This window comes from Winogradskyella rapida, assembly GCF_042675845.1.
Classification (GTDB): domain Bacteria; phylum Bacteroidota; class Bacteroidia; order Flavobacteriales; family Flavobacteriaceae; genus Winogradskyella; species Winogradskyella rapida.
In genome coordinates this window covers 402,532-415,358 of sequence record NZ_JBHTKM010000017.1, presented here as the reverse complement: position 1 = coordinate 415,358, position 12,827 = coordinate 402,532, and the positions used below count along the sequence as shown (strand labels likewise).

Annotated in this window: 7 protein-coding genes; 6 read left to right on the top strand and 1 reads right to left on the bottom strand. The window is 37.4% G+C overall.

Translation table 11 applies throughout. The features are described from left to right. Positions 1-109 precede the first annotated feature (109 nt). Entirely contained in the window at positions 110-967 is an 858-nt protein-coding gene (locus ACFQ13_RS05595) for a phospholipase A (protein WP_386114983.1), read from the top strand. Between the two features lie 8 nt (positions 968-975). On the opposite strand, the gene ACFQ13_RS05590 is transcribed toward ACFQ13_RS05595, so the two are convergent. Further along, entirely contained in the window at positions 976-1,974 is a 999-nt protein-coding gene (locus ACFQ13_RS05590; protein ID WP_386114981.1) for a metal-dependent hydrolase, read from the bottom strand. A gap of 543 nt (positions 1,975-2,517) precedes the next feature. Here ACFQ13_RS05590 and ACFQ13_RS05585 point away from each other — a divergent pair. The 5 genes from ACFQ13_RS05585 (at position 2,518) to ACFQ13_RS05565 (ending at position 12,785) form a co-directional block, all read left to right on the top strand. Next, positions 2,518-3,111 carry a hypothetical protein gene (locus ACFQ13_RS05585; RefSeq protein ID WP_386114978.1) on the top strand — a complete coding sequence of 198 codons (594 nt, stop codon included), beginning with the start codon at positions 2,518-2,520 and terminating at the stop codon, positions 3,109-3,111. Positions 3,112-3,134: 23 nt separating this feature from the next. After that, positions 3,135-3,989: a methyltransferase domain-containing protein gene (locus ACFQ13_RS05580; RefSeq protein ID WP_386114976.1), complete on the top strand. Its 855-nt coding sequence runs from the start codon at positions 3,135-3,137 to the stop codon at positions 3,987-3,989. Between the two features lie 73 nt (positions 3,990-4,062). Then, entirely contained in the window at positions 4,063-4,500 is a 438-nt protein-coding gene (locus tag ACFQ13_RS05575) for a GNAT family N-acetyltransferase (RefSeq protein WP_114309211.1), read from the top strand. Positions 4,501-4,582: 82 nt separating this feature from the next. Beyond that, entirely contained in the window at positions 4,583-5,677 is a 1,095-nt protein-coding gene (locus ACFQ13_RS05570) for an alanine racemase (RefSeq protein ID WP_386114973.1), read from the top strand. A 391-nt stretch (positions 5,678-6,068) separates the two neighbouring features. Beyond that, complete coding sequence (locus tag ACFQ13_RS05565) at positions 6,069-12,785, top strand: amino acid adenylation domain-containing protein (protein WP_386114971.1); 6,717 nt, start codon at positions 6,069-6,071, stop codon at positions 12,783-12,785. The last annotated feature ends 42 nt before the right edge of the window (positions 12,786-12,827 follow it).

Sequence of the window (12,827 nt, the reverse complement as noted above, 5' to 3'; positions counted from 1 at the left end):
TTCAGTTTAGGGAATAGACTCACATTAGCACGACATGAGTTAAGCATCTTCAATAGATTTACGCAAATTTGTAACCTGAAATCAACCCTTTTATCTTATTCGTTTTTCTATGTTTAAAACAATCTTTAACCCAGTAATTCGCAACACCTATAGTTTAATTCTTATGCTTTTAGCAGGCACATCGGTGTTTTCTCAGGCCTATACCAAGGAAGCTTTGGAAGACTCAATAGCCAAGCAACCTTATTTTTCTATTCATAAGGACAATTACTTTATTACAGGTGTGCCTACCAATAGAGGCATTAATAGCGAAACGGCAAATGCAAAATATCAAATTAGTTTTAAGCAGATCTTAACGCGAAGTAAATTACCTTTAGATACCTATTTATTTTTAACCTATACCCAAAAGTCATTTTGGAATATCTATGCTGAATCCTTTCCATTTAACGATATTAATTTTAATCCGTCTATCGCTTTAGGAAAGGCGTTTTATGGAAAAGATAATCGCTTGAAAGGGATTGGGACTTTATCTTTTGAGCATGAATCTAATGGTAGAGATAGTATTGCTTCGCGAAGCTGGAACCGGATTAGTGCAGAGTACACCACCAATGTGGCTAAAAATACCGTTGCGACGTTTAAAGCTTGGTTGCCTTTTGCTTATAAAGAAGGGAACCCAGATCTATTAGAATACGTAGGTTTAGGGCAAATTAATATTTCACATACTTACCAACCGGATAAACTTATTTTTGATTTAAGATTACGAAAAGGACTTAATTTTGAAGGGAAAGGTTCCGTGCGTACACGAATTTATTTTAATCCTTTTGACAATAATATTTCTAATCAGTACCTCATGCTCGAGTGGTATGTAGGGCAAGCGGAAGGCCTCTTAGACTACCAACAATCACAGAGTATGATCAGGATTGGTTATGTTATAAGAACCAATGAGTTTAAGTGGTTTAGTGGTAAGTAAGCGCTGTCTTAATTCCCTTGAAGCCGTTCCCATAAATCGGCAATGAGTTTTTTACCTTGTCGTGTTGCTTTTTCCTGCTCCGTAAAGAACACTTCTCCTGAGGCATCGGTGCTAATTAAATATTTAAATACAAAGTCTTGTGATTGCGGTTCCATACTTAACACACCAAAGCGTAAGTCGTTAAAATATAACTGCTCATTTTCACGGGTTATGGTATACCAACTTTCGGAAATGGCAATCATACGTTGTACTTTTTCATTCTGAATTAAATCGCCTAACAGCTGATGATTTTTAGGGTAGGCTTCAAATTGAATGGGTTGTGTATCAAAAAATGAATAGCGTCCTAGCAAGTAGGTATTTTCAGTGTCTACGTTGGCATTCCATAAAATGGTATTTAAAGCGGATGGTCTTGTATCTAGCGCTTTATAACTGATGTTTTGTTTGTCTAATTCCGCTTTAAATTGGGTCTGAGCCACATCCTTCAACATAAAGGTGACTGCTAAATAGGCCGTACTTAATCCAAGCCCTAAACCATTATAAAGACGTCTTTTCTTTGTGGTTCGACCTTGAAACATGGTTAGAATTAAAAATATTAAAAAAGGTAAGGTGTATAAAGGGTCTATCACAAAAATGGTTTTGAAGGCTAATCGCAATTCTAAAGGCCAGAAAAACTGTGTGCCCCAAGTGGTGTGCGCATCAAGAAGAGGGTGTGTAATTAAAGCCCAAAAAAAGAGCCAAGCCCAACCTTTAAAATCTTTATAAGTTTCATAGCGAGAGACCAACCAAGCCAATAAGGGAGCAAAGAGCACAGAAAATAAGATGGAATGTGTAAAGCCTCTATGAATGGCTAAGGCCGTCACCGTATCGGTGAAATGAGACGCAAAAACATCCAAATCTGGAATGGTACCCGCAATAGCACCATACAACAAGGCTTTGTTTCCAACTTTTTTACCTAAAACAGCTTCGCCAACAGCGGCTCCTAAAACAATTTGTGTGAGTGAATCCATATATGGCTCAAAGATAATCTTTCGCTTGAGACTACGAGGCGCTAAACTAAGATGTACAACAGGATTTTGGATTTGCTAATCTAAATGCAACAAAAATTCAGCTTAGAATTGATTTGGGGTATTGAAAAATGCGAAGATTGTTTGCTTGCGAATTGATTCTTAGTCACTCAGCCTAAATTCTCGCTTTTCATAGGAAATATATTGATTTGTTAAACTTTTTTTTGAACTTCCATTATCGGAGTTTGACTTGAATTTAAGTTTTTGATTTCGAATTGTTTGGTGCAAAATGAATTTGCAGGTTGTAAACTATGAAGCAATAATTATGGGAGATAACGTATGGGAGATTTTATAAAAAAATATGAAGTTTGGATATTTTTAGTGCTTTGCCCTTTGGTAAACGTACCCTTTGTTCAGGCAAGAATAGAAGGCTTGATTTCAGCATCGATATATAATACCGGTCGGTTTTGTATCCTCTTATTTATTTTAATTTGTTTGTTGCTCTACACCCGAGGCCTCAAAGGCGTCGTTAATTTGTTTAAACCAATGTTAACTTGGAAAGTGCCTCCAAAATGGTATCTCTTAAGTTTAATATTTCCCTCGACTATAGCACTTATAACTTTAGTCTTAAAAAGTGTTTATTATGATGTTGAAGTAGATACGTTTATTACCATCAAAATCACAACGCTTAGGGCTTATATCGCTTTCTTTGTTTGGGCTTTTCTTGGAGAAGTGGTTTGGGTAAGTTATTGTATTCGCGAATTATCAAAAAATATAAAACCATTTTATGCCGGTCAGATTGTTGCTGTATTCTGGGCCTTGTGGTTTATTCCTGTAATTCTATTGGGTGAGGGAATATTGCCTGAAATACCTATTGTTTCAGCCTTTATTTTTATGTTCGGTGTGGCCGGTATGTGTGCCTTTATTTATAGCCATACCAAAAGTGGCCTCTGTGTACTGCTATTACAATCTATGGTGAATTTAACCTTGGTGTCTTTTCCTATTTCACCAACCAATGGTGGTGCGCCTACATATACGACCTTCGGAATTATTTATTTTTTAACCATGTTAGGACTTTGGGGCGGCGATTACCTTATAAAACATAAAAAAAAGAAAACATTGCAATTAGAGCGCTCATAACTATTGTTCAATATTAATTTAAGATGAAAGGAAAAATTAGGTCTGTTTTCGTGGGGTTTCTTACAAATACTGTAGGGCGTATGCTCGTGGCTTTACGTCCTCAAAAAGTAAAACAGTTGTCCGAAAAAGGATTAACTTTAGTATTGGGCGATAATTTAAGTTTATCAGAGCGTTTAATGCGAAGAGCTATTCTTAATAACATCGAAAAAAATGAAGACTACGAGCAGTTAGCGCAACTGCATAAAACCTACTGGGCCAAACAAGGCGATGATTTTGTAAACAATACAGAAGCTAATTTGAAAAATGTTCACTTGCCAGCGTATAAGGCTACACTCGAGGTTCTTAATGCTGAAATATTAAATGCGCCTTTGGCATTTGATAAACTGGTAGAGATCGGGACAGGTAATGGGAGTGTTTTAAATTATTTATCAACCACTTTTCCTAGTGTAAAAGACTTTATTGGCATTGATCTTAGTAAGGAACAAACCAAAATTAACCAAATAAATTACAAAGATAATCCTAAGCTGAAATTTGTTGGAGGTGATGTTCTCGATTGGCTAGAACAGCAGCAGCAAGGTAATTATGTATTCTTAACCTTTAGAGGAGTTTTAGAATATTTTACACAACAACAATTAACCGCATTTTTCGAAAAACTAAATGCTTTAGGATCTATTATATTCTTTGCTATAGAACCCACAGATGCAGCACATAATTATGAAACGTCTCCAAATTCTAAAGTCTATGGTGTAGAAGGGTCGTTTTCTCATAATTACGAAAAGCTTTTTAAAGATGAGAAATTCAATGTTTGGTATTCAGATGCAAAAAATGAAGCTGGACACCCTTACAAGATAAGAATTGTAGGGGCGAAAAACTTTTAAGCCTAATTTTCAGAATAGCAATTTGAATGAAAAGGTTTTAAAAGTTGTTAAAAACTAACCTAATAATTAGAAAATGAAGACAACCACATATGACGCTTTAAACAAAATAAACGCCTCCGAAAGGGAGCGTGTTGCAGATTTTATATTTACCCATCTCGAAAAATACGGTGACCCTATAACGGCCATAAAAAAGGCCATTGACTATGCGGTAAAAGATCGTCCCAGTTTAGGAGGATATGTCTTTGTAATGGAAGAGGACGAAAAGATTGTAGGCGCTGTAGTGATTAATAAAACCGGAATGGATGAATATATTCCAGAGAATATTTTGGTCTATATCGCAACCCATAAAGACCATAGAAGAAAAGGCTTCGGACAAAAATTAATGGAGTATGCAATTCGTAATTGTGAAGGGAGTATAGCCTTGCATTGCGAAAAAGATAATCCTGCTAAAATGCTCTATGAAAAGTTAGGATTTACCAATAAGTATTTAGAAATGCGATTAGAAAAATAAAAGTTGTGGCATCTAAAATGCTGAAGTCGCTTATGTATTAAATAAGTAATGCTTTTCAATTTTTAGATAAAAACACATTGCAATGGCAGAGTTAATTATACATTCCGAAAAAATAAAAGACAATATTAAGTTTTTAAATGATTATTTTAAAACGCATAATATTGAATGGAGTTTGGTGACCAAAGTGTTTTCCGGAGATGACACATTTATTAAAACCATTTTAACTAAGGATCTTATTGAAAATATAAAGTCGGTTAGTGATTCTAAACTAGAGAGTCTAAAAAAACTAAAAGCAGTCTATCCCAGTTTAGAAACCATTTATATCAATCCTCCTGCATTAACCCATATCGATGAGGTTATCGCCTATGCAGATATTTCCTTAAACACTTCCGTTGCTACCATTACCGCATTAAATGCGTCTGCCCAGAAAAAAAATATCATTCATAAAATAATTATAATGATAGAGTTAGGGGAGTTGCGTGAAGGGATTAGCAATGACGATGTAGAAGCGTTTTATCAACAGGTTGCTGACTTATCGCATATCGAAGTTATTGGCATTGGTTCAAATTTAGGATGTATGTTTGGGGTAGAGCCAAGCTATAATAAGTTAATGCAATTAGATCGAAGTAAAGAGCTTGTGGCTTCAAAATGCAATAAAAACCTGAAATTTATATCGGGAGGAACGTCTATAACACTTCCATTATTAGAAGCCGATTTAGTGCCCAAAGCAATCAATCACTTTAGGGTCGGTGAAGCTGCATTTTTAGGGATCTGTCCTTTAGAAGGTAAGAAATTTAAAGGCTTACATAAAGATACCTTTGAATTTTATGCAAATATCATTGAGCTTATAGAAAAAGAGATCCTGCCAGGAGGTCATACAGCAGAGGATAGTCATGGATCTGCTATAAAACCTTGTAACAATCATAAGACGCTTAAATCTTATAAAGCAATTTTAGACTTCGGCTTATTAGATGTTGATAGAGCCGATTTGCAAGCTGAAGATACCTTTCAATTTGTAGGGGCCACTTCGGATATGGTGGTTATTGATGTAGGTGATAACAAGACCAAAGCGAATACCACAAAGTATAAAGTCGGTGATAAAATAAAATTCAGATTAAACTATATCGCAGTAGCGCGATTGTTAAGTTCTAAGTTTGTTCAAAAAGTGTACGTCTAAAGGTATACTTAGTATAAAATCTTCTTTCATTTTCCCTTAATTTATCTCAAACCCGAGGAGTTTACCTGCAGCATACCGGCGATGTTCAGACGTAAAATAACCAATATTCTGTTTTGTTAAATCAGCCTAAACAAACGTAGATATTAGGTCGTTATAAGTCAGTCGATTAATGAAATTCAGCATCAAAAACAGGTTTGTGAAAAAAAATCACTTTGCAGGACATATGTGTGGTGTTATTTAACAGAGAAAAATGTGTTATGACTAATAGTTTTTACTTAAATGAATATTAGTACTAACTTTAGTCTACCCCTCATAATATTCTCTATTTAATACAAATTGAATTAAAGAACACGCTAAATGCCTAATTCTTTATACATTATAATGTCATACTATGGATTTAACCCAACCAGAGATACTTGCTTCATTAGGGGAATTTAATAAGACTAACGCTGAATTTCCTAACGATAAAACAATTGTAGATTTATTTTCAAATCAGGCAAAAAAAACTCCTGATAATAGCGCTGTCATTTTTGAAGGCAAGGAAATCAGCTATCAAACATTGGATGCGGTTTCAAATCAATTCGCAAAATATTTAATTGCTAAGCATTCTATAGAATTAAACGATTTTGTTGGCCTCATGATAGAGCGAAGCGAATGGATTATAATAAGCATATTAGGAATCTTAAAGGCAGGTGCCACGTATGTGCCTATTGATATTGAAGCTCCAGCTGTTCGTAAAACCTTTATTAAAACCGATAGTAGTTGTAAATTCACTATTGATGATTCAATACTTACAACGTTTAGAAATTCTATAGCAGACTACGATGACACTCCACTTTTAAATATTGGCAATACACCTGATGATCTCGCCTATATTATGTACACCTCTGGGACGACGGGGAATCCAAAAGGTGTGATGATTAAACATAGATCTGTCGTTAACCTAATCACCTTTCAGACTAAAAATTACGGCTTAGATAGTACCGATAGAATATTACAGTTTTCTAATTATTTTTTTGACGCGTCTATAGAACAAATCTTTTTAGCCATACTGAATGGCGCCACCACGATTATTGTAGATAAGCAAACCATTAAAGATTATACAATTCTAGATTTTATTGAGAAAAATGCCATAACGCACCTTAATAGTACTCCTAGTTATCTTGAAACAATTGCCGACTTATCACAAATAAGAACACTTAGAAGAATTGTTGCGGGGGGTGAAACCTGTTCCATTAAATTAGCGCAACGCTTAAGTGAAATATGCGACTTTTATAATGCTTATGGTCTTACGGAAACCACTGTAACCTCTCTATTATATAAGTACGACCCAAAAGATAATTATGGTAATTTGTTACCCATAGGAAGGCCAATACCTAATACAAAAACCTACATTCTTTCTGAAGATTTAAAATTAGTGCCCATCGGTGAGATCGGTGATTTGTATTTATCTGGAAATGCTCTTGCTAAAGGGTATTTGAATTTACCAGAACTGTCTGCTAAAAGTTTTATCGCGAATCCGTTTGAGGAAAACAGCCTGATGTATAAAACTGGAGATTTGGCCAAATGGCTTCCAGATGGAAATATAGAGTTTATAGGCCGAAAAGACGACCAAGTTAAAATAGGAGGGTACCGCGTTGAGTTAGGTGAAATTGAAGCGGCTATGCTCACGCTTCCCAATATAAAAAGAGCTTGTGTAATTTCTAGTCATAATTTTGATGAGGCCAAGCTTGTGGCTTATATAGAGTCTGAACATACGGACAAGGATGCCAATAGCATACGTCAGCAACTTTCCGAGATTCTTCCGGCTTATATGATCCCTTCATTAATAATGTGGGTTGATGAGTTTCCGACCACAACAAACGGTAAAATTGATAAAAAAAATCTTCCGGTTCCTGAGTTTCAACGACCGTCTAATGCGCCACTTTTAAGAAAGCCTAGGACAACTACAGAAAAGCGTATTGCAGAGATTTGGAGCAAAGCCTTACATATTCCACAGATCGGTATTGATGATAACTTTTTTGAAATGGGAGGGAATTCACTCCTAACGCAAAAAGTAGCTAGTTTAATTGCGGAAAGCCTAAAAGTGAAGGTTCCGGTAACTAAAATCTATCAATACCCTACGATTTTTGGACTTGCTAATTTTTTTGATAGAGATCAGAATAAAACGGCCTTTTCAGAAGCTAAACCCAAACACAAAAGACGAACAAATACTGATATTGCAATTGTGGGCATGGCAGGAAGATTTCCAGGGGCTTCTTCCATCCAAGAATTATGGGAGGTGTTAAGAGAAGGCAAAGAAACTATTTCATTTTTTACACCAGAAGAATTAGATAAAAGTATTCCAGAATCGATTCGTAATAATCCGCTTTATGTTGGCGCTAGAGGTATTGTGCCTTCGGCAAGAACATTTGATGCGAAGTTTTTCGGACTCAACCCAAAGTTGGCCTCGGCCATGGATCCGCAACAGCGTTTATTTTTAGAAATAGCGCGGGAAGCCTTAGAGCAATCAGGCTATTTGCCAAGTCTTTATGATGGTAAAATAGGAGTGTTTGCAGGGGTCTATACCAATACCTATTTTTTACATAATGTGTTTCCCAACAAAAAATTAATGAGTCAAATTGGGGAAGTTCAGGCGAATACCACTAATGATAAAGACTACATCGCAACACGTACGGCTTACCATTTAAATTTAAAAGGCCCTGCGGTTAGCGTACATTCTGCATGTTCGACGTCTTCACTTGCTATAGCGCAGGCTGTGGAAGCTATTCGGAATGGACAATGTGATATGGCTTTAGCGGGAGGGTCTAGCGTAACATCGCCCATGTATAGTGGTCATTTATACCAAGAAGGTTCTATGTTGAGTTCTAATGGACAATGTAGATCTTTTGATGCCAAGGGGACCGGAACCATGTTCTGTGATGGCGCTGGTGTGGTTCTTCTAAAAAGTTTAGAGGATGCTGAACGCGATGGAGATATTATCCACGGGGTTATAAAAGGTATCGGTATTAATAACGATGGAAGTGCTAAAGGAAGTTTTACAGCACCTAGTGTTGAGGGGCAAGCGGGAGCGATAAAGAGTGCGCAATTAGACGCAGGGATTAAACCTTCGCAAGTCAGTTATATAGAAGCTCACGGAACCGCTACTCCTTTAGGAGATCCTATTGAAATTGAAGGTCTGCGTTTGGCTTTTGGAGATCAAGACACTAAAGGATATTGTGCTGTAGGATCTGTTAAGAGTAATATAGGGCACCTCACAGCAGCAGCAGGTGTAGCCGGTGTTATTAAGACAGTTTTAGCTATGAAGTATCGTCAGATTCCGGCGTCCTTAGGGTTTGAAACACCGAATCCTTCCATAGATTTTGAAAATAGCCCATTTTATGTCAATAATAAATTAAGAGATTGGACTTCAGATTCGTCTAGAATTGCAGGAGTGAGCTCGTTTGGCGTTGGTGGTACAAACGTTCATATTGTTTTAGAAGACTACCAAAACCAAGAAAAAAAATCTGACATAGGACGACCATTACAACTCCTTACATGGTCGGCTAAATCAGAAAATAGTCAAAAAGGCTACCAAAAGGCTTTAGGAGATTTTATACAAAACAATCCCGAAACCGTACGCGCAGATATTGCTTATTCGTTACATAAAACAAGAGAAGTTTTTCAGCATCGTAGTTTTGCTGTAGTTAGTGAGGCTACGGAAACGAGTGAATTATTAAGCTCTGAGGCATCTAAGGCTGTTAAGAGCAATAGCTTAAAAGTGAGTCCTGGCGAGGTGGCATTTCTATTTCCTGGGCAAGGTTCGCAATACTTACAAATGGGGAAGGCGCTTTATGATAACGAAACTGTTTTTAAAGCTGCTGTAGATCATTGTGCTGAGTTACTTAAACCGGAATTAAAATTAGACCTAAGAACAATTATATATCCAGAGGTTAATAGCAGTGATGCCGAATTACAATTAAAAGATACCCAATTTACCCAACCGGCTTTATTTGTAATAGAATATGCCCTTTCTCAACTTTGGATGAGTTGGGGAATAAAACCGACTTTACTTTGCGGACATAGTATTGGGGAGTTTGTAGCCGCTCATTTAGCAGGTGTATTTTCATTAGAAGACGCTTTGCATTTAATCAGCGTTCGTGGAAAATTAGTGAGTGCATTGCCTGGAGGAAGTATGTTATCGGTACGTGCAAATATTGAAAGTCTCAATGGTAGTATTCCTGAGACCTTATCAATTGCAGCGATAAATTCTGATCGCTTAGTGGTGATTTCAGGTCCCGATCAAGCCATCGAAGCGTTTTCAAAAACCCTAAATGACAAGGGTATTGCCAATATGTTGTTATTAACGAGTCATGCCTTTCATTCTACAATGATGGATCCGGTTTTGGGAGCTTTTGAAGACGAAGTTAAAAAAGTGACTCTAAATGTGCCGCGTTTGCCGGTTGTGTCTACAGTCACAGGAGATTGGCTTACCGATGCAGAAGCAACCAGTTCTACCTATTGGACCAATCATTTGAGAGAAGCGGTCAATTTTTCTGGTGCTATGGAAACGGTTTTAGGATTGGAAGATCCTGTTTTACTAGAGGTTGGTCCTGGTCGTGCATTAACAACCTTGTCAATGCAAAAGAAAGGACTTAAATCATTAGCCTCTATTTCAAGTTTAACGGTTCCTAAAGATGGCAAAAATGCCTATCACACCGTCTTATCCGCCCTTGGCGATTTATGGTTGAATGGTTTAGAGCCCGATTGGAAATCTTTTTATAAGGATCAAGAACGACAAAAAGTTTGGCTGCCTTCTTATGTGTTTGATCGTAAACCGTGCTGGGTAGAACCACCGGTAGCAGAATCTGTGGTTGAGGCCGCAACAACGATAAATACGGTTATAAATCCTATTGAAATTGAAGTCAACAGCATTAATGTACCCCAACCGAATAGCAATACTACGATTATGAGAAAACCTTTACTTCTTAAAAAAATAGCAGAGATCATTGAAGATAACTCAGGAATTGAAATTGAAGAAAATGAAGCAAATCATAGTTTTTTAGAACTTGGTCTTGATTCCTTAGTACTAACGCAAATGGCTATTACCTGTAAAAATGAATTTAATGTACCTATAACGTTCAGACAGCTTAATGATGAATTTGGGTCACCTAATTTGTTGGCTGAGCATTTAGATGCGGTATTACCATCGGAAGCTTTTGCACCTGTTCAACAACAACAACAACAACAACAACAACAACAACAACCCGTGCAGCAACAGCAGCAAGCACCGATGCCACAATCAGCGCCTATGGGCAATACGGCGCAGAATCCCTATGTCGTTCCTCAAGGCGGTGAGAATCCGGCATTGCATCTTATTGCACAACAATTACAGCTTTTAGGGCAACAATTGCAATTACTTCAAGGAGGTGGAATGCCTATTGCTCCGCCTGCACCAGTGGTTTCAAATCCTCCAAAAGTTGAAGAGCAAAGGTCAAGCAAAACCGTATCACCTTTAGTGAATACTAATGTGGATATAAGAACAGAAGAAGAAAAGAAAGCGCATCAAAAACCCTTTGGTGCTTCGCCTAAAATCGATAAACAAGCCATTGGTTTAAGTGATGCGCAAAGCGCGTTCTTAAAGGACTTAACAATGCGTTATAATACGAAAACGGCTAAGAGTAAAGCGTATGCGCAACACCATCGTTCTAAAATGGCAGACCCAAGAGTGGTGTCTGGTTTTAAACCTTTAACTAAAGAATTGGTTTATCCGTTGGTGATTGAAAAATCGTCCGGGAATCGCCTATGGGATTTGGACGGTAATGAATATATAGATGCTTTAAATGGCTTTGGAGCCTGTTTATTTGGTCATCAACCCGATTTTATAAAAGAAGCGTTACACCATCAAATAGAGCAAGGTTTTGAGGTTGGACCGCAACATCCATTAGCGGGAGAGGTGTGTGAATTGCTTTGTGAATTTACAGGTCATGATCGAGCGGCTTTATGTAACACGGGGTCAGAGGCCGTATTAGGCGCTATGCGTATTGCAAGAACGGTAACTGGTCGTTCATTAATTGTCGCCTTTTCTAGTTCTTATCATGGAATTAATGATGAGGTTATTGTGAGAGGATCAAAAAAATTAAGAACATTTCCTGCTGCTCCAGGGATTATGCCAGGGGCTGTTCAGAATATGTTAATCTTAGATTATGGTACTGAAGAAAGTTTAGCCATAATTAAAGAACGGGCTCATGAAATTGCAGCGGTACTTGTAGAGCCTGTTCAGAGTCGTAGACCAGAATTTCAACCGATTGAATTCTTAAAGGAGGTAAGGGAAGTCACTGCAGCCTCGGAAACGGTTCTTATTTTTGATGAAATTATTACCGGATTTAGAATGCATCCTGGTGGCGCACAAGCCATATTTGGGATAAAAGCGGATGTCGCGACTTACGGAAAAGTGATTGGCGGCGGCATGTCTATTGGGGCAATATGTGGGAAAAGAAAGTATATGGATGCCCTAGATGGTGGGTTCTGGAAATTTGGCGACGATTCTTTCCCAGAAATAGGAGTGACTTATTTTGCAGGGACTTTTGTACGTCACCCTCTAGCTTTAGCTGCTGCAAAAGCGTCCTTAAATCACTTTAAAAATAAAGGCATTGCGCTTCAAAATGGTCTATCAGCCAAAACAGAACGCTTAGCCAATGAGTTGAATCAATACTTCAAAAAACATGGCCTTCCGATAGAAATCACCTATTACCGTTCTTTATGGCGCCTTAAATTTTTAGAAGAGATTCCGTATTCAGAACTCGTCTTTGTTTTAATGCGAGAAAAAGGGTTCCATATCTGGGATGGTTTCCCTTGCTATATGACGGAAGCTTTTTCTGAGGAGGATATAGATCAATTAATTAAGAATATCATTTTAAGCGTTGAAGCGCTAGTTGCTGTTGGGATTCTGCAGACCAAGTTAAATGGTCATGAGCGTACTCAAGATGATGCTACAAAGTATTCCACAAAAGAATTGAATAAGCCACCCGTTTCTAATGCCCGTTTAGGAATTGATGCTGAAGGGAATCCGGCATGGTTTGTTAAGGATGGAGAGAATGACGGAGAATTTCTTCGTATAGAATTATAAGAAAGACAATTTTTAATCACACGCCCAAACCGTTTTATAGAA

Bases quoted from the DNA above. Each gene is read 5' to 3' on its own strand.
- ACFQ13_RS05595 (WP_386114983.1), top strand. From the start codon at position 110: ATGTTTAAAACAATCTTTAACCCAGTAATTCGCAACACCTATAGTTTA.
- ACFQ13_RS05590 (WP_386114981.1), bottom strand. From the start codon at position 1,974: ATGGATTCACTCACACAAATTGTTTTAGGAGCCGCTGTTGGCGAAGCT.
- ACFQ13_RS05585 (WP_386114978.1), top strand. From the start codon at position 2,518: ATGTTAACTTGGAAAGTGCCTCCAAAATGGTATCTCTTAAGTTTAATA.
- ACFQ13_RS05580 (WP_386114976.1), top strand. From the start codon at position 3,135: ATGAAAGGAAAAATTAGGTCTGTTTTCGTGGGGTTTCTTACAAATACT.
- ACFQ13_RS05575 (WP_114309211.1), top strand. From the start codon at position 4,063: ATGAAGACAACCACATATGACGCTTTAAACAAAATAAACGCCTCCGAA.
- ACFQ13_RS05570 (WP_386114973.1), top strand. From the start codon at position 4,583: ATGGCAGAGTTAATTATACATTCCGAAAAAATAAAAGACAATATTAAG.
- ACFQ13_RS05565 (WP_386114971.1), top strand. From the start codon at position 6,069: ATGGATTTAACCCAACCAGAGATACTTGCTTCATTAGGGGAATTTAAT.